Source organism: Pseudomonas indica NBRC 103045 (assembly GCF_002091635.1).
GTDB lineage: Bacteria > Pseudomonadota > Gammaproteobacteria > Pseudomonadales > Pseudomonadaceae > Pseudomonas_M > Pseudomonas_M indica.
In genome coordinates this window covers 59,379-83,246 of record NZ_BDAC01000005.1, presented here as the reverse complement: position 1 = coordinate 83,246, position 23,868 = coordinate 59,379, and the positions used below count along the sequence as shown (strand labels likewise).

Genomic DNA, 23,868 nt, shown 5'->3' with positions numbered 1-23,868 from the left:
ACAACGGACTCATCGTGATCCACCAACCCCAGCCCCCGATGTAGATTCGAACTCTGCCCGCGAACGCGTCGCACAAAGCCATTCGCCAGCAGGGCCAGATTCACACTCACCTCACGGAAAACCACTCCGCGGGCTATCCTCTCCCTTCGGGGGCGCCGGAATCGGCAGCAGGCGGTGGATCGGCAACAGGGGGAGCGGATGGCGTCAAAGGAAACCGGCCGGGCGATGCATCTGGGCTTGCGCGCCTCGATCGTGCTTTCCGTCATCGTCGGGCTGACGATCCCGGCCACGGTCAGCAGCTTCCTCACTCTGGGCTATCGTGAACAGGCCCTCAACGAAAGCTTCACCGCTGAGCACCAGCGCCTCACCGAAATCCTCGCCCTGGGCATGCAGGAACCCCTGTGGAACCTCAACGACGAAGGCGGACGACCGCTATTCGAATCGCTGCTGGGTGACCCGCGCATCGTCTCCATCAGCGTCCGTGACGAGAACGGTATCGACTTCCTCAGTCGCGCCTATCCGGAGCGCCGTACCGGTCGGCAGGTCATCCTGGACCGCGATGTGACCAACGACGACAAGGTCATCGGTCACGTCAGCCTGGAGATGGACACCGGCATGCTCGACAGCCAGACCCGCATCGACCGCCGCATCCTGGCCTGGACGGTGACCGGGCAGTTGCTGCTCAGCCTGATCCTGATCGTCATCCTTCTCCAGCGACGCTTGCTGGCGCCGATCAAGCGCTTGATGGACGAGTCGGAGCGCCTGGCACGTCGCGACCTGTCCCGGCCCTTCATCTGGCAGCGCCGCGACGAACTGGGCAGCCTCGGCGTCAGCCTGGAATCCACGCGCCAGGCGCTGCAGGCGCTGTTCAGCGAACTGGAAACGAAGAACCAGGCGTTGCAACAGGACATCGAGCGGCGTGCCCTGATCGAGCAGGAGCTGCAGAGCCACCGGGCCCACCTGGAAGAATTGGTGCAGAAGCGCACCGAAGAGCTGCTCGCCGCCAAGGAGCGGGCCGAGGTGGCGAACCAGGCAAAAAGTACCTTCCTCGCCAGCATGACCCACGAACTGCGCACGCCGCTGAACGCCATCCTCGGCTACGCCCAATTGCTCAAGCGCGACAAAGCCCTGACCGAGCGGCAGGCGGTGGGCTTGCAAACCATCCAGCAGAGCGGCGAACACCTGCTGATGCTGATCACCGACCTGCTGGACCTGGCCAAGATCGAGGCGGGTAAATTCGAACTCTTCCCCAGCGCGGTCAGCCTCAACGTCTTCCTTATGGGCATCGCCGACATCATCCGGGTTAAATCGGAGCAGAAGGGCCTGAGTTTCAACCTTCACTTGGCGCCGAACCTGCCGGCGGTGGTGCTGCTGGATGAAAAACGCGTGCGCCAGGTCCTGTTGAACCTGCTGGGTAATGCAGTGAAATTCACCGACAGCGGCTACGTCAGCCTGCGCGTGGAGGTGAAGCAACAGGACGAAACGACATGCCGGTTGTGCTTCGAGGTGCAGGACAGCGGCATCGGCATGGATGACAGTCAGTTGGAAAGCATCTTCCAGCCCTTCGAGCAGGTCGGCGAGTCGCAGCGCCGTTTTGGCGGCACCGGGCTGGGGCTGTCCATCAGCCGCCAGTTGGTGCGCCTGATGGACAGCGACATCCAAGTCTCCAGTACGGCCGGCAGGGGCAGCACCTTCTGGTTCGAGCTGAGCGTGCCGCTGAGTGACGATGCGGTGATGACTCCGCAGACGGAGCTGAGCGTGATCGGTTACCGGGGCGAGCCGAAGACCATTCTGGTGGTCGACGACATCGCGGCGAACCGTGAACTGCTCAAGGACCTGCTCGGCTCCCTGGGCTTCCACATTCATCTGGCGGAAAACGGCGAAGAGGGCGTGGCCCGTGCCCGTGAGATCAGGCCCGATGCGATTCTCATGGATATCGTGATGCCCGTGATGAACGGCCTGGAGGCGACACGGCACATCCGTGAGCTGGCCGGGCTTGAACATGTACCGATCATCGCCATTTCCGCCAGCGTCACCCCGGAGGACCAGAATCAAAGCCTGGTTGCGGGAGCCAACGTATTCATGACCAAGCCGGTGCAGCAGAATCGCCTGCTGCATGTGATCGGCGAACTGCTGGGCTTGGAGCTGATCCATGACGACACGCCCGAGACGGCCGAGGAGGAAACCGCCGCAGCGGCATTCGTGGCGCCCCCGCAGAGCGAACTGAACGTGCTGTACGAACTGGCGCTGGTGGGCAACATGCGTGATATCCGGCGCCACGCCGATCACATCGAACAGGTGGATGCCGCGTTGAAACCGTTCGCCGAGAAACTGCGTCAACTGGCGAAGGAATATCGCTCCAAGGCGATTCTCGAGCTGGTCGAAGCCTGTGTGGAACGGAGTAGCCAATGAGTACGCTCAGTGAGGTCGAGCCTCAGGAACATACCATCCTCATCGTCGACGATACGCCGGCGAACGTCGGCGTTCTGGCGGATTACCTGGAAGACCAGGGCTTTCGCGTGGTGGTCGCCCAGGACGGCGAGGAAGGCTTGAAACGCGCCGAGTTCGTACGGCCCGATCTGGTCCTGCTGGACGTGATGATGCCCGGCATCGACGGGTTCGAAACCTGCCGCCGCCTCAAGGCCGCCGAGCAAACGCGGGAGATACCGGTGATCTTCATGACCGCGCTGACCGACACCGGCAGCGTGGTGACCGGCTTCGGCGTCGGCGGAGTGGATTACGTCACCAAGCCGCTGCAGGTGGAAGAGGTGCTGGTGCGCGTCACCACCCACTTGAGCCTGCGCAACCTGCACAAGCAACTGACGGCGCAGAACCTGCGTCTGCAACAGGAAGTCGAGGACCGCCAGCGCGCGGAAGAGGCCCTGCGCAAGGTGGGGGAAGAACAGCAATCGCTGATCCGCAAGCTACAGGAGGCCCACGACCAGTTGCTGCAATCGGAGAAGATGGCCTCCATCGGCCAACTGGCCGCCGGCATCGCCCACGAGATCAACAACCCGGTCGGCTTCGTCAGCTCCAACATGGGCGCGTTGCAGGACTACATCCAGACGCTGCTGGACCTGATCGACCGCTATGACGACGTGGTTGCACAGGTACCGGAGGGGCAGGGCGTGCTGCATGACCTCGCACGGATGAAGCAGGACGCCGATATCGAGTTTCTCAAGAGCGACATCGTTGCCCTGATGGCGGAATCCAAGGAGGGGCTGAAACGGGTCAAGGATATCGTCCAGGCGCTCAAGGACTTCTCCCACGTGGGCGAGTCCGACTGGCTCGAAGCCGACCTGCACCACGGCCTCGACAGCACACTCAACATCGCCAACAACGAGATCAAGTACAAGGCGCGGGTGGTCAAGGAATATGGCGACCTGCCCAAGGTCACCTGCCTGGCCTCGCAGCTCAACCAGGTGTTCATGAACCTGCTGGTCAACGCCGCCCACGCCATCGAGGGCGAAGGCATCATCACCATCCGCACCGGCGCTTCCGACGGTTGGGTGTGGGTCTCCATCCGCGACAACGGCGCCGGCATCTCGCCCGAGAACATGAACCGCATCTTCGAACCCTTCTTCACCACCAAACCCATCGGCAGCGGCACGGGTCTGGGCCTGTCGCTGTCCTACAGCATCGTGAAGAAGCACGGCGGGCGAATCGAGGTGGAAAGTGAGCCGGGCAAAGGCACCTGCTTCACTGTGCATCTGCCGGTGCATCCGGAAACGGAGTCGTAGAGCGCACGCCGGTGGGGGCGAATTCATTCGCGAAGACGCTTCGCCATGCGCTTTTCGTAGGCGCCAGCTCTGCTGGCGAAGCTTTTGTGCGGGCAATCGCGAGCAGAGCTCGCTCCTACAAAAGCAAAGTCCGAACTCTGGGTAGGGGCGAATTTATTCGCCCAACGCAGTCAAGATGGACGAATGAATTCGCCCCTACACGTGGTGTTCCGTAGCCCGGATAAGCGCAGCGCAATCCGGGAAGCGTGGTCCTGGATTGCGCCAAGGCTTATCTGGGCTACGGACGGTATGGCATCCACGCCGAGCCGTGGCGAGGAGCGCTCGCCACGGCTGTCCGCATCACTGGATAGTGACGCTGTAGTCCTCCACCTCGCCGTAGTTGAAGGTTCCGCAGGCCGCGGGGGCATTGTTGTAGCGCATGGCAACGCGCATCCGGGTCTTGCCCTTGGTGGCGTTGGCCGGCACCACCAGGTTGCCGGTGACGACCGTCGACGACGCCCGCGCCGAGCTGAACACCTGCTCGCCCTGGTCGGAGAAGTCACCGTCCTGGTTGAGGTCGATCCACACCTTCCAGTACTCCCCGTAGGCCCGACCGGAGAATTGCGGCGTCAGGCGCAGGGCGTTGGTGCCGCGTTGCAGGGCGGCGGTCTGGCTGGTGAAGTCGGAGTAGCGGCTTGCGCCCGAACTGTTGCTCAGGCCGCCGACGCTGACATTGGCGATCCACTCGCTGTCGGCGTTGCTGCTGCCTGCCGCGCAGTATTCGACGGGCCCGCCACCGGCGCCGACTTCGAGGAACACGGCGGAAACCGCACCCCAGTTGCCGTCGGCATCGCGGCTACGCACATAGACGAGGTGCTTGCCTTCGGTCATTCCGGTGGTATCGATGCTGGCATCGACCGTCTCGGTCTTGGCGTCGAAGCTGCCGTCCTGCGCGGCCATGGCTACCGGCATGGCGCCGTCTTCCCAGGGTGCCTTGTCGATGTAGTACTCGGCGGCGGCGATGTTCTGGGTCGGTTCGGTGCCGTTGCTGTTGTTGAAGCGGCTGTCGGTGACCTGGGCGGTCAAGGTGACGGTCTCGCCGGCCGCCACTGGCCCTTCGGCGCTCACCGCGACGGTGGTCACGTCGGGCCCGGCGGGGGTCAGGTAGGGCGTGCGCACCACTTTGGCGGCGTAGATCAGCGCCGGCAGGTTATCCGGCTTGATGGTCTTTTCGTAGGTTGAGCAGCTTTGGAAGAACTGCGTGCCCAGCTCGAAGGTATAGGCCGCCACGCCCAGCTCGCCGTAGCTCACGCCGTCGCTGGTGCCGTCGGTGGGGTAGAGGCCGACCGACTGTTCGGGGCTGTAGCCGTTGAAGAAGGCGAACTTGCGCCCAAGGGTCTGCAGCGCGGTGGCATTGGGCGCCGGCTCGGTGGTGTCGCCCCAGGGCCACAGCACCAGGCGGCTGTAGCTGTGGATGTCGAGGTGGATGCCGCTGGTGTCGGCAGGGGCCGCATCGCCCCGGTTCGGGCCACGGCGGTCCGGCCAGATGCTGCGCACATAGTTTTCGATGGCCTGGATTTCCGGCTCGGAACCGGCACTGGGGCCGCGGTAGGTTAGGTTGCATTCGTCGCCGCTGGAGCCTTCGCCGTTGGTGCTGTTCCAACCGAATGTGAAGTTCCGGTTGAGGTCCGCGCCGCGGGTGTTGCTGGTGGCACCGCAATAGTTCTGGTTGGTGTTCTTGCGCCAGGAGAGGCCCGATTCGGCTTTCTTGCGGCCGTCCGGGTTGGTGTGCAGCATCAGGTGCACTTCGTGGTGGTCGAGAATCCAGGTGGCGTCGGCGTTCTTGCCGTAACCGTCGATCAGCCAGCGTGCGAAGGCGAGGTTCAGCGGCGCGGTGGTGTATTCGCGGGCATGGATCGCGCTGTTGGCGAACAGCTTCGGCTTGTCGCCGCCGGTGGCCTTGTTGGTCAGCTTGAGCACCTTGATGTCGTAGCCGCCCAGGCCCTGGCTCTTCTCCCAGGAGTCGCCGACGTCGATCCACTCCGCCAGATCCGGGTGCTCCGCCGCCATGGCTTCGGCGGCAGCGAAGGTCTCTTCGACGGTTTCGTAGCAGCTGTAGCCGGGAATGCCGGTGATGCCCGGCTTGGCGGCGATGGTGGCGTCGCCGGCTGCCGCCAGTTGGGCACGCTGCTGGAGCTGGTCGAGGACCTCGTTGCGCTTCTGCATGAACTCCGTGGCCGGCGAGAAGGTGAAGCCGAAGACTTCCAGCTTCTTCATTTCCTCGGGCTCGAGTTGCATGACCAGATAGCCATCTTCGTAATGCGACTCGAGCAACTGTTCGTGGAAGCTAATTGCAGCTTTGCGGGCGATTTTCTGGTTGGGGAAGTGCACTTTATAGATATTCGTGACGGCTTTTTCCTGTTCCAGCAAGAGTGCATGTTCCCGTGCCTTGTCAGGCTGCGCCTGGAGGTTTGCACTGGCGATCGACATGGCCAAAAGAGCCATCAAGGGGAGAGCGGTCGTTGTGGCTTTCATTTCGATTCCTTGTAGCTGAGGTTATTCCTGGCGACGGCCCGTCTGCAGGCCCTCGCATGGCTGCGCCCTCGTGAGGCACGCCGGGTTTGCACAGCAAATGAAAAGCCCCGATCTGCTTACAACCTGGTCTTAACAACCCACTACGTCTGTTTATTGTTGGTTGTTGTTCATCCGCAGCAGAAAGAGAAATCTGAACTTAGGAGTACCTGATCAACCTGTCAAACTTGGCATATTGCCAGTATTAAATTGATACCATGTCAATTGTTGGTTACTTATCGATGATGAATCGGTTGAGGATATAACTTTCGAAAATTGAAGCTGGCACTTGCCTGGTAATGGGTTAACGTTGGGAAGTTCATCCTTACTTGTCGGGAATAATCATGGCCAGACACTGGCATCTCCTCTGCGGCGTGCTTGCGCTGACGTTCCTGGTGGGCTGTGCGCAAGCCGGCGCCGAGCGGGCGTCGACACCCGAAGCCAGTGCATCCGACCAGACCCTGGGCGAAGACTTCCGTACCTTGCGTGCCCGCCAGGGCCATTTCTCTGGCGGCAGCTGGAACCGCGACCTGGACCAATGGCAAGGGCAGAAACACCGGACGATGCAGGAGCTGCTGAAGCGGATTCTGGCGGGAGGATACGACGCAACCCGCATGAGCGCCTTGCTGGGAGAGCCGGACCGAATTCTGCAACCTGCGGACCCGGACTACGGCTACCCCCTCGAACAGACGCAGTGGCAGGGCCAGCCCGAGGGCGACCTATGGCTCTATCACTGGCGAGGGGCACACGACCAACTGGTGTTCGCGGTGAAGGATGGTCGGGTTTTGGCCGGTGGATGGTTGTATGCCGGTGAGTGACCGCGGTGCAGGCGGGGAACAGTGATTTATCCGCGAAGCGGGTCTGTCGGTCATCACGAATGAATTCGCGTATGAAGGTCAGCGCTTTGGCGTAGGGGCGAATTCATTTGAACTTGGGAAACCACGTCCTTAGGACGTGGTCATGAGTCATCGGCTCTGCCTGTGACGATTCCTCTGGTGGATGAGATCGACGAGGCTGGTCGGAATTGTGCAGGCTCGAAATGCTAGCGTCTTGCACGGTATCGGTTGGAATCGATAGCCGAGGGTTAGTGAAGCTCAAGCTCCACTCCCGGATTGTGCATCCGGGCTACGATTTATCAGGCTGCTCCGTGGGCTGGCCTCGCCCCCTTCTAGGGGGCTAAAGCAAGTCCACGTTCTACGAACGTGGATGTTTACTCGCTCGGCGAGGGTAAGGGCGTTCGGTTCCAGCTCAAAGAAAATAACGCAACACCAGCGATACGGCTCCGAAGATCACCGCCATCAGCAGCCAAGTCCGGGCCGCGGGATCAGGCCTGTCTCCCCCTGATCGCAGCAATCGCCACGCCGCCGCAAGGGCAAAGCATAGGGCGATCAGGGGGAACAGGTTCTTCGGCTCGAACATCAACTCATCCCCGCCAGCAGTCGTTGTTGCCGTCTCGCCGGGGCGCTGGTGGGAAAGAGCGCTTCGGTCGGCCGAAACCGCGCCAACGCGCAGGCCGCTGCAATGCGTTGGCGCTGCTGGCCCTTGTGCAGTACGTGCAGGCATTGGTGCTCGCTCAGCGGCGAGCCGAGCAGGTAGGGCGTTCCCGTCTGGAAACTGCCTTGGTTCGCCTGCCACCAGGCCTGCACCAACTGCGGGTCGGGCCAGGGCAGGTCCTGGTCCGGGTCCATGGCCACGTTGGGATCGTGCGGATCGTCCGTGGGGCCGGCGTCGTAGTCGGGGGTATCGACCAACTCCAAGTCCAGCAAGGCCAGATCGGCCCCGGTGATCAGGCTGAATGCCTCGCCAGCCACCCGCGCATGGGGCAGGTCGCCCATCTGCTGGATCAGCCAGGGAACGCTCACCGGATCGCCGATCAGGCCGGTACCCTGGATCACCAATCGGCGTTGCTCGGCATTCGGTGCGAGACTGCGCAGCCAGGCCATGGATGCCTCGCGCTTCTGCCAGCTGAGCAACACGTTGAGGGCGCGGCCTTGGTGCTCACCCGGTCGCTCGGCGAAATGTCGGAGCGGCCCCAGCGCTTCCTCGTCACCCATCTGTGCCGTCGCCCAATTGGCCCAGAAGCGCACGTTTTCGTCGGCATGCAGGCGGTGCGCGCGAATGGCAGCCATCAGGTCACGCCGCCGCAGCTCCCCGGCCGTTCGAGCCGAACGGGCCAGCACGCCGGAGTCGGCATGAGACAACCCCGCGAGCAACGCCAGGCCGGGATCGTGTCGGTGCATGCCGCAGGCAGCGAGGCCGAGACGGCGAAACACTGGTTCGGGAGAGGCGAGCATGCGCTCGATCCAGGGCGATACCCGATCCCAGTCAAGCCAACCCAAGGCCATCAGATAGCCGCGCTCCGTTTCCCCGGCACTGCGCAAATGCTCGCTGAGCCGTGCCAAGACCTCTGCATTACCCGACTCGAAGGCCAGCACCACACTGGCGAACATCTCGCCGATGGCATGCGGGCCGAGCTGGGCCAGTAAGGTTTCCAGGCCGCTGGAGCCAGCGATGCGCAGGCCGTCGAGATGGGCGTCGAGGCGGTCGTCGAGTTTGTCGAGGTCGTCCAGGTCGTAATGTGGCGCGCGTAGGGCGTAGTCACGCAGGACGGCGAGGAAGCCGGCTTCTTCGGCGTGCTGCTCGACCATTGTCACGATCGCTGCCATGAGGCGCTTCCTGCGAGAGCTAACGGTAGTGGGTCGGGTACGATCTTCATCAATCGATACGCAGTATTCGCTTCCATGCGCTTCCATCGAATTCCATAAGGTCCTTAGCCCCAATCGACCACATGATTCCGTCGGCCGCGCTCAGGTGGTAACAGGTCTCGGGGAGGTCATCGCCGAAATCGACGGGCTTCAACTTTCCGTTTTCCAGGCGATAGACGAAGTGGGTCGACGCGACGTAGAGATGATCATTGAAGAATTCCATGCCCCAGAGGTCTTCCCGGGTGCTGTCATGCTCGATGATCTCCCATTGGTCATTGCGCCCCCGCAAGAGAGTGCCCAGCTGTCCGCAGGCATAGACATAACCGTCGTCTGCGCACCGAACCTTGTACAGCGCCAGGTTGGTCGGGCTGGTTCGCTGAGTGAAGCGGGCGCCGTCGTACTGCCAGATTTCTCCCTCCCAACCCACGGTGTAGATCTCCTGCTCGTCGAACCCGTCGATGGATTCGAAACTGGTGTCGGTAATAGGCACATCACCGACCTGCGCGGATTGGTCGATGCACTTCCATTGTCCTTCACCGTCTCGTACATAGGCTTGTCGACAAGTGCCCACTGCATAAGCACGGCCCTTGGCGATACCGCGGATTTCCCGAAGCGGGCCGCGCTTGCGGGGATCGACACCGCAACTCCCGATCGGGGCTTCTTCCTTCACCGCACCGCCGCCGCTCGCGCGTACCGAACCGTCCGTTCCGAGCACCAGATAGCGTTCGACCGGCACATGGCAAACGGTGCCCGAGCAGGCCAGCCATTCAACGGTACCGGCGCCCCAGGTTCCCCGATCCAGCGTGAACAGTAGCGAGCCCGTATGACCTTCGCTGATGGCGGCATCGTTGGTGGTGACGAGGTAACCGAGGTCGGAATAGCGCACGGTTCCGGTGCCAATACTGAATCCGCTGAACCGCGGGTCTCGAGTGTCCATGTTGGTCTCCTGAATGTGAGTGGATTAGCGGCCGGACTCGTTGGCGAACATCTCGGCCACGGCCTTGCCGCGCTCCTGTGGGTCGCTGGTCATGGTCGCGTTGGCTTTGATCGGTTTCTCCGTGCCGTCATCCTTGGCTTTGTCGTGGTACTTGTTCAGCTGGGCCTCCAGGCATTCCTGGGAGCAGTTGGAATCCGGGAAGGTTTTCCTGGCCGCCTTGGCCCCTGTCTGGGTTGCCTTGGATCGTGGCCATTCACCTTTCGCATCGGCCTCGTGCAAGGCCACCACGCCACGCCGGGTATGCATCTGGCCGTGGGTGGCGGTGGTCTGGTTGGGCCCTTCGGCGCACATCACCGGGGCCTTGTTGGTCTTGTATTTGCTCCAGCCTTCGATCTTGGCGCCATTCCGGGGGCCGAACGAGGCCGCATCGACGAGGTGATCCCCGGTTTGACCGGGGCAACATCTGTTGGGCTTGTACGGCGCCAGGAAACAGCGCATGGCTTTCTGGCATGCGTCGTTATTGATCGTCGTGGCCAAGGCGGAGTACTTCGCCTGAACTTCGGCGTGCTTCTGCATATAGGTGGGGTCGGTTTCGAAGCCATCCCCTGCGGCATCCTTGGCCGCCTTTCTGGCCTTGGTCGCATCCCGCAGCGGAGTAATGTCCGGGCAGACCATCTTCTGGCTGGTGTCCCCGCAGGCGGTTTCCGCCCGGCTTCTTTCTCCGTCGCATTGGGACAGGTCCTTGGCGAAAGCCATGCGGTCCGCATAGGTCCAAGGCATGGTGTTGCCGGGCTGGGATGCGTGGTTATGTGTGGTCAGGTCCATATGCCGGACGACGTTCTTCCCTTCGTACTTCACGTCCATCGACCAGGAGGTGAAATACACTTTTCCCTTGATCTTGCTGGTGACGATGCCCTTCTTCGGCGCGTTACCTGCCTCGTCCCCATAGCTGGTCTTGAAGTAACTCTTGTCCTTGAGCATCACTTCCTTGCCGCTGATCTTCACCGTCTTGCTGCCCTTGGTCGTGTCCTTGGCCATGCCGGTGTTGGGGTAGGGAATGGGCACACCCGGCGGTGTCGGCGGCGCCTGGGGCGGGGTGAAGCAGACGTCTGGAAAGCAGGCGATGGATTTGCCATCCGCCGCTTTGCAGGAAATCTCCATGTTGTTGGCGAAAACATCGTTGGCCATCAGGCAGCCCTCACTGTCTGGTAGCTGAGCAGGGCGGCGGCGCGTTGGCCGGCGTCGTTGCCGAGGTGGCAGAAGATGTTCGGGCCTTCGCCGTAGTTCTTGCGGCAGGCGGCGAGGGCGACGGTGAGCATGGCGGGGCCGATGGCGGCGCCGGTTTCGCCGATGCAGTCGGCCGGGTGCCAAAGGTGGAAGAACTCCTTGCGCACGCGCAGGGTGCGGCTCAGGGCGAGGGAGGCTTCCTTGAAGTAATACTGCTCGCCGGAGATGTCGGTCAGCCGATAGTCCATCGTTTCCAGTCCGCAGCCGGCTTCGGCCAGGGCGGCGCGGACGGCCTGGGTCAGGCCGTCGGCCCGCAGGGGGAGGTCTTCGGCTTCCACCGTGGCTTTTTCGATGCCGAAGCCCAGGCCGATGCAGGCCAGTTGCGGTTCTTCGCTGGCCACCGGTGCACCGACCACCACGGCGGCGGCGCCTTCGCCGGGGATGAAGCCGTTGGAGTTCTGGCTGGTGAGCAGGCGTTCGCGCTCTTCGTAGGCGGCCAGGGTGGGAGCGGCGAGGAAGGAGTCGACCCCGGCGATCAGCACGTGGCGATGGCCGCCTTCGTAGACCAGTTTGCGCGCATTGAGCAGTGCCACCGCGCCGCTGACCCGGCCACGGGGAATGACGTTGGAACTGTCATGGAAACGGACGCCCAACTCCCGCTCGATGTCATGCAACAGGCTGATGTCCAGTCCATCCAGCCGGCCAGGACGCTCGGCTTCGGCTACGCCGAGGAGCAGGGGCATTTTCTCCGGGGCGCAGCCCGGTACGTTGCGCAGGGCTTCGGCGATGGCACGGGCGGCCATCTTGATCAGCTTGGTGCGACCACGCCAGGGTTGTTCCAGCGGCACCGTGGCTGCGATCTGCCATTCGCCGCCCCGGTCGATGAAGCGGGTCTCCTGGAAGTTGTCGAGGGCGCAGCGGATGGCGGCGCAACTGGACGGCGCATCGAGGCCGACCGCGCTGACCATGCCGGAGCCGAGTATGCAGATGGCTGACATCAATCGCTTTCCTCCGGCACGCGCTTGGACTTCACCAGTGCCGAGAGGGACGGGTAGTAGTCCTTACCCAGCTCGCGAGCGCGCCACCAGGCGGTGGACATGGTGCCCACCAGCACCTGGGCGATCTCGAACATGTTGCGTTTGAGTGGGCGGCTGGTGCGCCAGGTGACTTCGACGGTACGGCTGTCGGTGTCGATGGCCAGGGTGTCGATCACTGCCTGCACGGTCTCGTGGCCGCCTTTTTTCAGGAAGAAGGTTACCGGTACCTGCATGGTCGGCACCTTGAAGCCAGCGCGTTCCTGCGGCGTGAGGTTGAGCAGCAGCACGTCCTCGCCCCCCTTCAGGTGATCGGTCTGCTGGTCGGCCGGGGCGGCCTGGAAGTAGCGGTTGTCGAAGTCGGGCGGCAGGAACGGAAAGCAGTCGGCGAGCCAGGCGTCGTCGTAGGTACCGGCGAAGGCAGCGCGTTGCGGCCAGCTACGACCGATGGGACCGAGGGCCATGGGGCGGTAGTCGCCGCTGGGGCTCTCGATGGGCTGGCTCAGCGCTTCGGTGCTGGGCAGCGGCATGCCGACGATATCGGCGGCGGCAATCGCACGGGGATACCAGCCGCATCCGCCCGGGTTGTCCAGGTAGCAGTGGCGCATCTCCGGTTCGTTTTCCATGGGATGGTTGCCGCCGAAGGCCTGGGCGTAGGAAATCTCCAGTTCGGTGAACGGCTGGGGCAAGCTGGGACCGATGCCGAGCAACGCATGTTGCCAGTGACGCGGACCGACCACCGCAAATGCCTTGCTGACCTTGCCGACGCGGATGCCGGCGGTGACGCGCGTGGCCGGGCGGCCATCGGGGGCATGGGCCTTGCCCAGCACGAGCACGTCGCAGAAGGGTTTGACCGGGGCGAAGTCCATTTCCTGGCGCGGTGCGGACAGACCCGGCTCGCCGAAGAAGGTATCGGCCATCAGCAGCGGACGTTGCCGTTCGGCGAGGCGCGCCTCGCTACCGTCCAGCGGCATGTCGAAGGTGCCTTTGGCGACCACCACCAGGGATTCGCGCCCGTCCGGGGCGAGGCCCTGGGTGTAGGCGGCAGCGAGGCGCGTGGCGTTGAGCAATTCCATTCGCGCGCGGCCTCAGTTGATCTGCACCGAACCACCCTTGATGCGATTCGCACCGGACGATCGACTCGACAGGTATGCGCCGCGGATCAGCACCTTGCCTTCACGGGTGAGGGTGATACTGGCCTTGCCGCACCGCAGGACGATCTCGCGTTCGGCATGCAGCTCCAGGCGCTGGTCGTCCAGTTGCACTTGGGCGACCGGAGCGGGCGTGACGGCTTGGCCGAGCAGGCGGCCAATCACCAAGGGGCGGGCCGGGTCGCCGTCTTCGAACATCAGCGCGACCTGGGTGCCGATGTCCTGGGGAGCCAGCAGGGCGGTGGTGCGGGCGGCGATGCCTTGCTGCTCGGCGCAGCCAGGGTAGGTCACCACGGGCGTCCCGGCCTGCGGCAGGTCGAGTAGAACGCCGATGACCACGCCGTCGATGCGGGCCTGGCTGGGTAGCGCGTATTGAACCGTCATGCCTGTCACTCCTAGTTCTGCAGGATCTTTCGTCCCTTGATCACCACGTTCTTGTTGGCCTTGACGTTGATCGCGCCGGAGCCATCGATGGTGATGTCCTTACCCTTGATCTGAATGGTGCCGTCCTTCTTCATCGTGATGCTGGCGCTGCCCGTCTTGATGGTGATCGAGTCGCCGGCGTCGATGACGAGGTTATTGCCCACCTTCAGGGAATCGTTCTTGTCGATGTCGGTGGTTCGCCCGCCGTCGACCTTGCGCGATTCGTTCGATTTCACCGTGGTCGACAGATTGGAGCCGACATCCACCGAGCGGTTGGAGCCTACGTTGGTCGATTGGTTGCGGCCCACGTTGATGTCCTGGTTGGCACCCACGTTGACGGTCTGGTAGGCACCAATGGCGACTTCCTGGGCGGCGCCGACGGTGATCGTCTCGTTGAGGCCCACCGCATGGGTGCGTTGCAGGGCCACGGCGGCGGTCTCGTTGGCGCCGACGGTGATCGTACGGTTGCTGCCGATGGTGATGGTTTCGTTGCTGCCGACGACTTCCGTGCGGTTCACCCCAATGGTGATGGTCTCGTTGTTGCCGACGCTCTCGGTGCGGTTCACGCCGATGGTGATGGTTTCGTTGTTGCCCACCGTCTCGGTGCGGTCATGCTGGACGAGGACGGTCTCGTCGTTGTCGATGGTCTTGCTGCGGTCGTGGCCGACCCAGTGGGTCTCGTCGTTCTCGACCTCGATGTCCTGGTTCTTCTCCGCATGGATGAAGAGCTGCTCCGCGCCTTTCTTGTCCTCCATGCGGATTTCGTTGAAGTTCGCCGGCGTGCCGCCCTTGCTGGAACGGCTCTTCACGCCGCTCTGGGTGGCATTGGCGGGCAGGTCGTAGGGCACGGTCTGTTCGGCGTTGTAGACCCGGCCGGTGATGATCGGCCGGTCGGGGTCGCCTTCGAGGAAGCTGACGATGACCTCCTGGCCGATGCGCGGAATCTGGATCGCGCCCCAGTTCTTGCCGGCCCAGGCCTGGGATACGCGCATCCAGCAGGAGCTGTTCTCGTTGGACTGGTCGTGGCGGTCCCAGTAGAAGTGCACCTTCACCCGGCCGTATTGGTCGGTCCAGATCTCTTCACCGCCGGGGCCGACCACCAGGGCGGTCTGCGGCCCCTGGACGATGGGCAGCGGGGTGAGCGGCAGAGGGCGGAAGGTCTGGCTGGCGTCCATGCAGTCGAGGTCGCTTTCGTATTGCAGCATGCCTTCCATGTGGCCCGATTCGTAACTTTCCTGGGTGATGCGGTAGCGCGCGCCCACCACCAGGTATTCGCGGTTCTGGTCGTCGCGGGGGTAGTTGGTCAGTTTGAACAGATGGCCGGAGCCCAGGCCGCGCGCCTTGCCGCGCAGTTGCACGCGTTCGAACTGCGCCTGGATGGCTTCGATGCGGGTGCGGGCGTAGTGCTCGCCATCCTTGCTCTGTACGTACTCGCCCGGGTAGTCGTAGAGCGGGTAGTCGCCGTGAGCATGGCTGCGCGACACGCTGGAGCGGACCTCCAGGCGCGCGCCGGGTCGCTGGAAATCATAGTCGTTGAGTGCCAGGGAGCCGGGCTGGACTTCGCGGGCCAGGCGCCAATCGAAGAAGTGGTCGCGTTCGCGCTGCTCGTCGGTCGGTGGGTAGTAGGGCACGCTGGCGTAGTTGCTCACCGTCGAATGCGCGCCGTAGGCATCGGCCAGTACCAGCACGTGGCGGCTTTTCTCGTGGCGGAAGTAGTAGTAGATGCCTTCCTGTTCCATCAGCCGGCTGACGAAGTCGAAGCTGGTCTCGCGGTACTGTACGCAGTATTCCCACTCGCGGTAGGTCTGGCTCAACGAGTCCTCGAAATCGGAAAAACCGAGGTCGCGGAACACCTGCTTGATGATGTCCGGCACGGTGCGGTTCTGGAAAATCCGGCAATCGGAGGTGCGGCTGAGCAGCCACAGCCAGGGCCGCAGGCTGACGTGGTAGCCGGCGAACTGGCCGTTGCCGGCGCCCTGGCTGCACCGGCTGACGATGCCGTGGAAATAGCGCTTGCCGCCGTCGTGCAGCTCCAGCGTCAGGGTCATGGGCTTGCCCAGCAGTTGGTCGAACTTGACGGACGGGTCTTCGGAAATCAGCTCCAGTTCGTACTGGAAAATCCGTCCGAGTTCTTCGCTGCCATCCAGGCTCTGCAGGACCAGCACGTTCTCCCCGAGGGGGCTGGTGACCTGTACCAGTCGCGTGTTCTGTGTGATCGCCATCGATACTCCGGCCTCGCTCAGGCGCTAGCCGCCCCGCGTTCGAAATCGTAGTGCAGCGTGTTGTCGCGGCCGCTGATATGCACCCCGGCCAGCGGCCTGCCTTCCAGCATGCGGGTGAGGAACTCCCGGCTCAGGTCGGGCAGCAGCGTGTTGGTGAGGATGGCATCGATCATCCTGCCGCCGCTCTCGGTTTCGGTGCAGCGTGAGACGATCAGATCGACCACCTCCGGATCGTAGTCGAACGGCACCTTGTGGCCGGCTTCGACACGGCGTTTGATCCGGTCGAGTTGCAAGCGTGTGATGCTCTTCAGCATTTCATCGCTCAACGGGTAATAGGGGATGGTCACCAGGCGGCCGAGCAGGGCGGCCGGGAAGACCTTGAGCAGCGGTTCGCGCAGGGCCTTGGCGATGCCTTCCGGGTCGGGCATCAGTTCCGGGTCGCTGCATAGGTTGGAAATCAGCTCGGTACCGGCATTGGTGGTGAGCAGGATGAGGGTGTTCTTGAAGTCGATCAGGCGGCCTTCGCCGTCTTCCATCATGCCCTTGTCGAACACTTGGAAGAAAATCTCGTGGACGTCCGGGTGGGCCTTCTCCACTTCGTCGAGCAGCACCACGCTGTAGGGCTTGCGCCGCACGGCCTCGGTCAGCACGCCGCCTTCGCCGTAGCCCACATAGCCGGGCGGGGCGCCCTTGAGGGTGGAGACGGTGTGCGCTTCCTGGAACTCGCTCATGTTGATGGTGATGACGTTCTGCTCGCCGCCATACAGGGCTTCGGCCAGGGCCAGGGCGGTTTCCGTCTTACCGACGCCGGAAGTACCGGCGAGGAGGAATACGCCGATCGGCTTGCTCGGGTTGTCGAGGCCGGCGCGGGAGGTCTGGATGCGCTTGGCGATCATCTCCAGGGCATGGTCCTGGCCGATGATGCGCTTCTTCAGTTGCCGGTCGAGGTTGAGGACAGTCTCGATCTCGTTGCGCGCCATGCGGCCGACCGGGATGCCGGTCCAGTCCGCCACCACCGAGGCCACGGCCTGGTAGTCCACGCTCGGCAGGATCAATGGCGACTCGCCCTGCAGCGTGCTCAAACGCTCCTGCAATTCGCCGAGCCTGTCGCGCAGGGACTGGCGCTCGGCATCGTCGAGGCGGCCGGCCGGTGCGTCCGGAGCGGAGCCGGTGTCGTCGACCGCTTCTGCCGCGCCACGCAATTGGGCGCGCACGGCGAGCAGCTCGTCCACCAGCGCCTTCTCTTCGCTCCAACGGGCCTCCAGCGCAGCCAGACGCTCGCGCTCGTCGGCCAGCGCCGCTTCGGCGTCGGCGCGGCGGCTGCGGATGTCGATACCGATGGCCTGCTCGCGCTCGATGATTGCCAGTTCGGTGGTCAGGGCTTCGATGCGCCGGCGGCTGTCGTCCACCTCGGCGGGCACCGCATGCAGGCTGATGGCGACCCGCGCGCAGGCGGTGTCCAGCAGGCTGACCGACTTATCCGGCAACTGCCGTGCCGGGATGTAGCGGTGGGACAGCTTCACCGCCGCCTCCAGCGCCTCGTCGAGGATCTGCACCTTGTGGTGCTGCTCCATGGTGGAGGCGACGCCGCGCATCATCAGGATCGCCTTCTGCTCGGACGGCTCGTCCACCTGCACGACCTGGAAGCGCCGGGTCAGGGCCGGGTCTTTCTCGATGTGCTTCTTGTATTCCGCCCAGGTGGTGGCCGCCACGGTGCGCAGGGTGCCGCGGGCCAGGGCCGGTTTGAGCAGGTTGGCCGCATCTCCGGTACCCGCCGCGCCGCCGGCGCCGACCAAGGTGTGGGCTTCGTCGATGAACAGGATGATCGGCTTGGGCGAACTCTGGACGTCCTCGATCACCTGGCGCAGGCGTTGCTCGAACTCGCCCTTCATGCTCGCACCGGCTTGCAGCAGGCCGACGTCCAGGCTGCGCAGTTCTACGTCCTTGAGCGCGGGCGGCACGTCGCCGGCGACGATGCGCAAGGCGAAACCTTCCACCACCGCCGTCTTGCCCACCCCGGCTTCGCCGGTGAGGATCGGATTGTTCTGCCGTCGCCGCATGAGGATGTCCACCAGTTGGCGGATTTCCTCGTCACGGCCGACGATAGGGTCAAGCTTGCCGTTGCGGGCCTGTTCGGTGAGGTCGACGGTGAAGCGCTTGAGTGCTTCCTGCTTGCCCAGGGCGCTGGGCGCCATGGCGCCGCTGGCTTCGCCGGGCGCGGCGGCAGCGTTGAAGCCGTCGGTGGCGGACAGACCGTTCTCCGGCGAGTTGCCCACGTATTCGTCGAAGCGCTCGGTCAGTGTTTCCACCTTGAACTTGTCGAACTCGCGGGAGATCGCCAGCAGGGCATGGCGCAGGCTCGGCGTCTTGAGAATGCCGACGATCAGGTAGCCGGTGCGCACCTGGCTCTCGCCGAACATCAGGCTGCCGTAGACCCAGCCGCGCTCCACCGCTTCCTCGGCGTGGGAGGAGAGGTCGGTGATCGAGGTGGAGCCGCGCGGCAGGCGGTCCAGCGCATCGCTCATGTCCTTGGCCAGCCGGGCCGGCTCCACATTGAACTGGCGGATCAACTGGTGCAGGTCGGAATCCGGCAACTGGAGAATCTGGTGGAGCCAGTGGACCAGTTCGACGTAGGGGTTGCCCCGCAGCTTGCAGAACACCGTGGCGGCTTCGATGGCCTTGTAGGCGAGGCTGTTCAATTTGCCGAACAGCGCGGCGCGGCTGATTTCGCTCATGTTGTTGTCTCCTCGGTCCGTGGGCTGGAGGGGCTTTCCAAGGCGTAATGGCGACCTAGCGAGAGGTCCGCGGGGTCCGTTTCCGGCGTACCCAGCCAGGTGTTGAAGCCGAGCCGGTCGCCGCCGTCGAGGTTGATGGGCGGCACGTCTTCCTGGCGCAGTACCAGGTTCACTTCCCAATCCAGCTCCTCGCCCTGGTATTCCGCGACCCAGGCGGCAAGTTCGCCGAACAGCTCGCCGTCGGGCAGCAGGCGCTGGTAATGGGAGAGGTCCAGCGGGCCCAGGCGAATGCGGAACTTGTGCTGCCGGTCCCAGACGTGACTGCCCAGGCAAAGGTCTTCGCCGAGCGAGCTGGCGCTGTGGCCGAGCCGGCTGCACTCGGGGAGTTCCAGCCACTGCCCGATGTACTCCTCGATGCTCACCGGCAGCTCGAAGTAGGTGGAGAGAATGGCGCTCAGGCCGTCCGGGTAGCGGGTCTGCGCCGCCAGGTGGCCGGTGTAGTGGTAGCGCGCGCTGTCGGAGATCGGCCCCTGGCCGAGCAGGCTTTCCATGCCGCGACCGGATAGCGCACCCAGGCGCGCGGCCCAGTAGTCGTCGTCCGGACGGTCGTGGCTGACCGTCGGCCGCGACTCGGCCCAGGCGCGGTAGAAGAGGGTGAGCAGGCGGTGGTTGAAGACGTCCAGGAAGCGCTTGAAGGTCGGATCGCCGTGGTGCCGCGCGCGTTCCCGGGCGTATTCGGTAAGGTGCAGGGGCAGCGGGCCGTTCGGTCCGGTCAGGCCGAAGAAGAATTGTTCGAGACGCGGCGGCCGGCCGTCGGTCCCAGGGTCCACGGCGGCCAGGGTCGAAGGGGCGAAGCCACAATCCGGGCGTTGGCCGAGGCGTAGCGGGTCTTCGCCCAGGCGTACCGAATGGCCGATACGCGGGCGTTCCGGTAACTCGCACTCGATGCGCCGCAGCGCCTGGAAGAAGTCATAGCTCCAGGGCTCGGTCGCCATCTCGGCGAGAGTATTCAAAGGTTCGGACGGCGTCCGGGGTTCGCCGGCCATCGCATCACCTCGCCTCGTTCCGTGGTGCGCAGCACCGTTTCGGTAAAGCTGTTGATCGACACATAACGGGTCAGGAAACGCTCGAACACACTGCCGAGGAGGAAGACCCCGGTGCCGCGAAAGGCGTTTTCGTCGAATTCCAGGCTGATCTCCAGGCCACGGCCGAAGACGATCGGGCCCGGCATCGGCAGGCGACGGGTGCAAGGCCGGCTGCGTACTTCGCGCAGCCCCTCGATCTGCAATTGAATGGCCGGGTCGCCGGGGTCGCCGTACAGGCGCAGCAACTCGCGCAGGGCCGCCGCCCCTTGTCCATGCTCGGTCAGCGACAGGTAGTTCAGCGAGAGTTGGCTGATCAGGCGCCAGGCGCTGGCATCGTGGGCACGGCTGGCACGCGGCCGGCTCGGCCCGGCCAGGCAGCGCACGGCCAGCACGGGGGCGCTGTCTTCCAGGGTGAAGTCGCTTTTCGCCGTGCCCACCGGCATCAGCAGCGGCAGGTCGCGGTTGGTGCACAGCGCCTTGACGCCCAGTTGGCGCAGATCATGGCGATAGGGTGCCTGGTTGGCGTCCACCAGGGAGACGAACGTCTCGCTGCCGACGTAGCTGGCCCGCGGCCCGCGCCGCCGACGCTGGCTGGACAACCGGCGCGGCTCGCGGCGGACGATGTAGTAGGCCTGCTCGCGACCGTAGCGGGCCGGGTCGCGCACGGCATAGAACGGCTGGAACGGCTGCTCCGGGCCGCTGCCGTAGCCGGTGACCTGTTGCAGCGAGTGGATTTCGAAATCCAGCGGGCGGGTACGGTCGGCGATCACGTGATGTTCGTGCACCCGCTCGGACAGGTGGATGCGGTCCGCGCGCCGTGGAAACAGGTTGATCGCCGGCGTACAGAAAAGCACGAATTGCTCGACGCCCAGCGTGCCTTCCAGGGTCGGGTCCAGTTGCTCGAACAGGACGATCAATTCCAGCTCCTGGCCGGCACAGCGGCGGACGGCCGGGCCCAACCCGGTGAACTCGGCGAACAGGTAGCGATGGGGCAGGGCGAAGTACTCCTGCAACAGCCGGTAGCCCTGGAAGGCTCGCGGCACCACCGGCAGCAGGGCATCTTCGTCATCCAGCCCGCGGGGGCGCAGCGCTTTCAGCGGCAGGCGCTCCACCCAGTCATCCTGCGGGCTTTTCACGAACAGCGCGCATGCCTTGCCGAACAGTTGCTCGTAAAGGCGGAAGGGTTGTTCGTCGGCGCCGTGCAGGTAGAACGGCAAGCTGTCCAGGCCCAGGCTGTTGAAGGGCAGCCCGGCGCCGGTACGCAGGCGCAGGCGCAGGCCGGCCTTGGCGCGGGGCTCGCTGGCGGCCAGGCGCCCGAGGGTCGCTGCCGGGGTGCCGAAATATTCGACACGGGCAACCTCCAGGGGCCAGAGCGTGACTGGGTGGGCCGTGCGGTATTCGCAGGCGGTCTGCTCTTCGTGACCGAGCAGCCCACGCAGCGCCGAGTCGCGCTTGACGGTGAAACCACCGGTCAGCGAGCCCTCGTTGGGATCGGCCTGGAGTTGCACCATCACCATCGACGGGGTGGGCGCCAGGTAGTGCGGGTAGGCGATTTCCAGCAGGTTATGGGTGAAGGTCGGGTATTCCGCATCCAGCTTCAACTGCACCCGCGCGGTCAGGTAGGCGAAGCCCTCCAGCAGGCGCTCGACATAAGGGTCGGCACAGTCGATACCGGACAGGCTCAGGCGGCTGGCGATCTTCGGGTATTCGCTGGCGAACTCCGCCGCGCTTTCGCGGATGTGCAGCAGTTCCTGGTTGTAATAATCCAGCAGGCGAGGGTTCATCGCGGCCTCCGCTGCTGTTCGGCCGGCATCACGCGCACGTGGCCGGTCTCGAGGTCGAGGTTGGTGGTGAGCAGCATGCGCAGGGGCACCGGCTCGGCCCAGAGGTCGCCCTCGATCTCGAAGCTCAGGGCGTTGTGGTCCATTTCTTCCGGTCGCAGTTGTGCGCGTACTTTCAGGGAACTGCGCAGGATGCGCGGCTCATAGGCGGCGATGGTCTCGGCGAGGAGTTCTTCCACCGCATGGACATCCACGCTCGACGCGGTATGACCGGCCAGCGCCGGCAGGCCGTAGTTGAGCACCGAGCTGCCGGCAGGGATCTGCATGCCGGTGTCCGGATCGAACAGGGCGGTGGTGTTGAACAGCCAGGCCAGGTCACGCAGCACCGATGCCTTGAGTTGGTTCAGCGACATGATCCGGCGGTCGGCGCCTTCCCGTGGGTTGCCGGGTTCTTCGTCGGTCAGGCGGTCCAGCAAGGACGGCTGCAGGCGTTCCTGGGGCGTCAGTTCGGCCATCTCAACCTTCCACCGGGTCGAAGTCGAGGCTGCGCAGTTCGAACAGCGGGTAGTCGCCATTATCGGTGGCGAACAGGCGTTGTCCGAGCGGCCGGTCGCCGTCCCAGTCAGTCTTGCGCGCGAGACGCGCGGCATCGTCGCCTTGGGTGGGGGTTTCCGGGTAGCGACTGGGGATCAGTGCGACGGTGGTGCCGCCGTTGATCAGGGTCAGTTCGGCGGGCAGCCAGACGAGATCGCGCAGGTCCTCCGGCGCTTCGGTCTTGAGGCTGCGCAGGTTCTGCATCGGCAGCCAGGCGTAGCGGCCGTTGACGATCACTTCCAGCACCGGGCCGAGGCGCGGGTCGGCATCGGCGAACCAGGCGAAAGCCTCGCCATTCGCTTGGCCGGTCACCGCCGGAGCGGCTTCGAACGCTTGATCGCGTAAACGGGCTGCGGCTTCGGCCTGGCCTTCGCCATCGAGGCGCAGCGCCTGGACCAGCAGCGCGACCCAGTCAGCAGGCTCGCCGAGCAGCACCGGCGTCACCCGGCCGGCGAACACCTCGGCCCGCAGCGCTTCGCAGTCCAGCGCGGCGCGGTAGATCTGCACCATGGCCAGGGCCTTGGCTTCCAGCTCGCCGGCGACCGTAAGCTGCTTCTGCGCGCGCGACCATTGCCCCATGACGGCGAGCAACTGGAACAGGAAGACCCGCAGATCGGCATTGCCCGGCTGGCTGCGCACCTGCTCCTGAAGTGTGTTCAGGGCATCGTCGATACGTCCGGCACGGAGTAATTCATCGGCATTCATCGCGGCTTCCTTTCGTTATCGGCCGGATCGGTGTCGCTACCGTCCCGGCAGGGTCGGGCGGATCAGGGACGGGATTCGAACAGGCCGATGAAGACCTTGTCGTCCCATTGGATCGGCGGGCAGGCCGCCACTCGGCTGACCGCCTCCGAGGGTTCGAGTCCGGCGCCGAGGGTCCTGACCGCCTGGATTTCGGTGCGGCAGTCCTGGCTGTCCGGTACCTGTTCGCTGCTCTCCACGAGCAGCACGCGGTTTTCCCCCACCTGTCGCGTGCGTAGACCGCCTTCGCGGTCGCGGTGGAACTGGCAGGGCCACTTGAGTTGCAGGTCGAGGTTGGCCTGGCCGGGCTCCACTAGCGCGCAGCGTCCGTCGTGTTCTTCCAGCGTCAGTTGCCGCTCGCCCAGGCGGGCCTGCGTGGCGGTATCCGCGCTGCTCTGCGCGCAGGCGGGCAGGGCGATGCACAGGGCGGAGCAGAGCAGGGCGTTGAGTGCTCGCGTCATGACAGCTCCCAGAACCAAACCTGGGCGGACAGGTTGGACGGATCGTCGTAGGTCTTGGTGAACCCTCGGTTCCATAGGTCGATGTGGTCTCCCACGGCGCGACTTTCACCTCGTCGGGTGAAGCAATCCTTGAAGAAGATGATTCCGGTCTTGTCGTTGAGGGTGCGCTTGGCTGCCGCCCCATCGGTATAGATGCGCGGCCGACCGAGGTGGCGCCGCCAGAGCCAGTTGGCGAGGGATTCAGCGCCACGGGCATGACCATGGCTGCACTTGGGTTCGGAGTAGGTGTTGCGGTCCACATGGATGGTGCGCTCGGCATTCAGGGTGATGCTCATGCGGATCGCGCACTGGTTATCCCAGCCACCGTCGCAGGGGTGGTTCTCGCTCGGGTAGTTGTTCCATAGATTGATGAATGCCGGCGTTGCCATGTCGAAGCTCCCGTTCCGTGGCAGGCAAGGTTCCGCGTCCCCTGCGGCAGCCAC

Annotated in this window: 19 protein-coding genes; 3 read left to right on the top strand and 16 right to left on the bottom strand. The window is 64.3% G+C overall.

Translation table 11 applies throughout. The annotated features are described in order from the left end of the window. Positions 1-198 precede the first annotated feature (198 nt). Complete coding sequence (locus PIN01S_RS08130; protein ID WP_212633061.1) at positions 199-2,412, top strand: ATP-binding protein; 2,214 nt, start codon at positions 199-201, stop codon at positions 2,410-2,412. Further along, the gene (locus tag PIN01S_RS08125) at positions 2,409-3,740 is read left to right on the top strand and encodes an ATP-binding protein (protein WP_084335130.1); all 1,332 of its coding nucleotides are present in this window, start codon (positions 2,409-2,411) and stop codon (positions 3,738-3,740) included. Before PIN01S_RS08130 ends, PIN01S_RS08125 begins: the two co-directional genes overlap by 4 nt. Before the next feature lie 339 nt (positions 3,741-4,079). Here PIN01S_RS08125 and PIN01S_RS08120 read toward each other — a convergent pair whose 3' ends face one another. After that, the gene (locus PIN01S_RS08120) at positions 4,080-6,254 is read right to left on the bottom strand and encodes a M14 family zinc carboxypeptidase (RefSeq protein WP_084335128.1); all 2,175 of its coding nucleotides are present in this window, start codon (positions 6,252-6,254) and stop codon (positions 4,080-4,082) included. 380 nt (positions 6,255-6,634) lie between these two features. Here PIN01S_RS08120 and PIN01S_RS08115 point away from each other — a divergent pair, with 380 nt between their 5' ends. After that, positions 6,635-7,108, top strand: a complete 474-nt coding sequence (locus PIN01S_RS08115; protein WP_084335126.1) for a hypothetical protein — start codon at positions 6,635-6,637, stop codon at positions 7,106-7,108. Between the two features lie 430 nt (positions 7,109-7,538). Here PIN01S_RS08115 and PIN01S_RS26720 read toward each other — a convergent pair whose 3' ends face one another. The 15 genes from PIN01S_RS26720 to PIN01S_RS08045 all read right to left on the bottom strand — a co-directional run bounded on the left by PIN01S_RS26720 (position 7,539) and on the right by PIN01S_RS08045 (position 23,814). Continuing rightward, positions 7,539-7,709: a hypothetical protein gene (locus PIN01S_RS26720; RefSeq protein WP_169715800.1), complete on the bottom strand. Its 171-nt coding sequence runs from the start codon at positions 7,707-7,709 to the stop codon at positions 7,539-7,541. Then, positions 7,709-8,956: a TIGR02270 family protein gene (locus PIN01S_RS08110; RefSeq protein ID WP_084335124.1), complete on the bottom strand. Its 1,248-nt coding sequence runs from the start codon at positions 8,954-8,956 to the stop codon at positions 7,709-7,711. Before PIN01S_RS08110 ends, PIN01S_RS26720 begins: the two co-directional genes overlap by 1 nt. Before the next feature lie 49 nt (positions 8,957-9,005). Then, the gene (locus tag PIN01S_RS08105) at positions 9,006-9,932 is read right to left on the bottom strand and encodes a beta propeller repeat protein (protein ID WP_244505961.1); all 927 of its coding nucleotides are present in this window, start codon (positions 9,930-9,932) and stop codon (positions 9,006-9,008) included. Between the two features lie 24 nt (positions 9,933-9,956). Continuing rightward, the gene (locus PIN01S_RS08100; RefSeq protein ID WP_084335122.1) at positions 9,957-11,120 is read right to left on the bottom strand and encodes a PAAR-like domain-containing protein; all 1,164 of its coding nucleotides are present in this window, start codon (positions 11,118-11,120) and stop codon (positions 9,957-9,959) included. Continuing rightward, a complete protein-coding gene (locus PIN01S_RS08095; protein WP_084335120.1) occupies positions 11,120-12,157 on the bottom strand; it encodes a 3-oxoacyl-ACP synthase in 1,038 nt (345 codons plus the stop codon). Before PIN01S_RS08095 ends, PIN01S_RS08100 begins: the two co-directional genes overlap by 1 nt. After that, a complete protein-coding gene (locus PIN01S_RS08090) occupies positions 12,157-13,269 on the bottom strand; it encodes a DUF2169 family type VI secretion system accessory protein (RefSeq protein ID WP_084335118.1) in 1,113 nt (370 codons plus the stop codon). The genes PIN01S_RS08095 and PIN01S_RS08090 overlap by 1 nt, the downstream gene beginning before the upstream one ends. 12 nt (positions 13,270-13,281) lie before the next feature. Then, on the bottom strand, positions 13,282-13,728 hold the full coding sequence (locus PIN01S_RS08085; protein ID WP_084335116.1) for a DUF6484 domain-containing protein: 447 nt from the start codon (positions 13,726-13,728) through the stop codon (positions 13,282-13,284). Between the two features lie 11 nt (positions 13,729-13,739). After that, positions 13,740-15,989: a type VI secretion system Vgr family protein gene (locus PIN01S_RS08080; RefSeq protein WP_084335114.1), complete on the bottom strand. Its 2,250-nt coding sequence runs from the start codon at positions 15,987-15,989 to the stop codon at positions 13,740-13,742. 17 nt (positions 15,990-16,006) lie between these two features. After that, positions 16,007-18,724 (bottom strand): type VI secretion system ATPase TssH, encoded by a 2,718-nt coding sequence (gene tssH / locus PIN01S_RS08075; protein ID WP_084335112.1) that lies wholly within the window; start codon positions 18,722-18,724, stop codon positions 16,007-16,009. Next, a complete protein-coding gene (tssG, locus tag PIN01S_RS08070; protein WP_084335111.1) occupies positions 18,721-19,770 on the bottom strand; it encodes a type VI secretion system baseplate subunit TssG in 1,050 nt (349 codons plus the stop codon). Before tssG ends, tssH begins: the two co-directional genes overlap by 4 nt. Continuing rightward, positions 19,734-21,593: a type VI secretion system baseplate subunit TssF gene (tssF, locus tag PIN01S_RS08065; RefSeq protein ID WP_084335109.1), complete on the bottom strand. Its 1,860-nt coding sequence runs from the start codon at positions 21,591-21,593 to the stop codon at positions 19,734-19,736. Before tssF ends, tssG begins: the two co-directional genes overlap by 37 nt. After that, the gene (tssE, locus tag PIN01S_RS08060; RefSeq protein ID WP_084335107.1) at positions 21,590-22,105 is read right to left on the bottom strand and encodes a type VI secretion system baseplate subunit TssE; all 516 of its coding nucleotides are present in this window, start codon (positions 22,103-22,105) and stop codon (positions 21,590-21,592) included. The genes tssF and tssE overlap by 4 nt, the downstream gene beginning before the upstream one ends. 1 nt (position 22,106) lies before the next feature. Further along, the gene (locus PIN01S_RS08055; RefSeq protein ID WP_084335105.1) at positions 22,107-22,889 is read right to left on the bottom strand and encodes a type VI secretion system accessory protein TagJ; all 783 of its coding nucleotides are present in this window, start codon (positions 22,887-22,889) and stop codon (positions 22,107-22,109) included. Between the two features lie 62 nt (positions 22,890-22,951). Beyond that, positions 22,952-23,386, bottom strand: a complete 435-nt coding sequence (locus PIN01S_RS08050; protein WP_084335103.1) for a hypothetical protein — start codon at positions 23,384-23,386, stop codon at positions 22,952-22,954. After that, the gene (locus tag PIN01S_RS08045) at positions 23,383-23,814 is read right to left on the bottom strand and encodes a type VI secretion system amidase effector protein Tae4 (RefSeq protein WP_084335101.1); all 432 of its coding nucleotides are present in this window, start codon (positions 23,812-23,814) and stop codon (positions 23,383-23,385) included. Before PIN01S_RS08045 ends, PIN01S_RS08050 begins: the two co-directional genes overlap by 4 nt. Between the last annotated feature and the right edge of the window lie 54 nt (positions 23,815-23,868).

What these genes read in the sequence shown, in the direction of transcription:
- tssF (WP_084335109.1), bottom strand. Translation starts at nt 21,593, where the DNA reads ATGAACCCTCGCCTGCTGGATTATTACAACCAGGAACTGCTGCACATC.
- PIN01S_RS08125 (WP_084335130.1), top strand. Translation starts at nt 2,409, where the DNA reads ATGAGTACGCTCAGTGAGGTCGAGCCTCAGGAACATACCATCCTCATC.
- PIN01S_RS08055 (WP_084335105.1), bottom strand. Translation starts at nt 22,889, where the DNA reads ATGAATGCCGATGAATTACTCCGTGCCGGACGTATCGACGATGCCCTG.
- PIN01S_RS08080 (WP_084335114.1), bottom strand. Translation starts at nt 15,989, where the DNA reads ATGGCGATCACACAGAACACGCGACTGGTACAGGTCACCAGCCCCCTC.
- PIN01S_RS08105 (WP_244505961.1), bottom strand. Translation starts at nt 9,932, where the DNA reads ATGGACACTCGAGACCCGCGGTTCAGCGGATTCAGTATTGGCACCGGA.
- PIN01S_RS08120 (WP_084335128.1), bottom strand. Translation starts at nt 6,254, where the DNA reads ATGAAAGCCACAACGACCGCTCTCCCCTTGATGGCTCTTTTGGCCATG.
- tssE (WP_084335107.1), bottom strand. Translation starts at nt 22,105, where the DNA reads ATGGCCGAACTGACGCCCCAGGAACGCCTGCAGCCGTCCTTGCTGGAC.
- PIN01S_RS08050 (WP_084335103.1), bottom strand. Translation starts at nt 23,386, where the DNA reads ATGACGCGAGCACTCAACGCCCTGCTCTGCTCCGCCCTGTGCATCGCC.
- tssH (WP_084335112.1), bottom strand. Translation starts at nt 18,724, where the DNA reads ATGAGCGAAATCAGCCGCGCCGCGCTGTTCGGCAAATTGAACAGCCTC.
- PIN01S_RS26720 (WP_169715800.1), bottom strand. Translation starts at nt 7,709, where the DNA reads ATGTTCGAGCCGAAGAACCTGTTCCCCCTGATCGCCCTATGCTTTGCC.
- PIN01S_RS08130 (WP_212633061.1), top strand. Translation starts at nt 199, where the DNA reads ATGGCGTCAAAGGAAACCGGCCGGGCGATGCATCTGGGCTTGCGCGCC.
- PIN01S_RS08085 (WP_084335116.1), bottom strand. Translation starts at nt 13,728, where the DNA reads ATGACGGTTCAATACGCGCTACCCAGCCAGGCCCGCATCGACGGCGTG.
- PIN01S_RS08100 (WP_084335122.1), bottom strand. Translation starts at nt 11,120, where the DNA reads ATGGCCAACGATGTTTTCGCCAACAACATGGAGATTTCCTGCAAAGCG.
- PIN01S_RS08110 (WP_084335124.1), bottom strand. Translation starts at nt 8,956, where the DNA reads ATGGCAGCGATCGTGACAATGGTCGAGCAGCACGCCGAAGAAGCCGGC.
- tssG (WP_084335111.1), bottom strand. Translation starts at nt 19,770, where the DNA reads ATGGCCGGCGAACCCCGGACGCCGTCCGAACCTTTGAATACTCTCGCC.
- PIN01S_RS08115 (WP_084335126.1), top strand. Translation starts at nt 6,635, where the DNA reads ATGGCCAGACACTGGCATCTCCTCTGCGGCGTGCTTGCGCTGACGTTC.
- PIN01S_RS08090 (WP_084335118.1), bottom strand. Translation starts at nt 13,269, where the DNA reads ATGGAATTGCTCAACGCCACGCGCCTCGCTGCCGCCTACACCCAGGGC.
- PIN01S_RS08045 (WP_084335101.1), bottom strand. Translation starts at nt 23,814, where the DNA reads ATGGCAACGCCGGCATTCATCAATCTATGGAACAACTACCCGAGCGAG.
- PIN01S_RS08095 (WP_084335120.1), bottom strand. Translation starts at nt 12,157, where the DNA reads ATGTCAGCCATCTGCATACTCGGCTCCGGCATGGTCAGCGCGGTCGGC.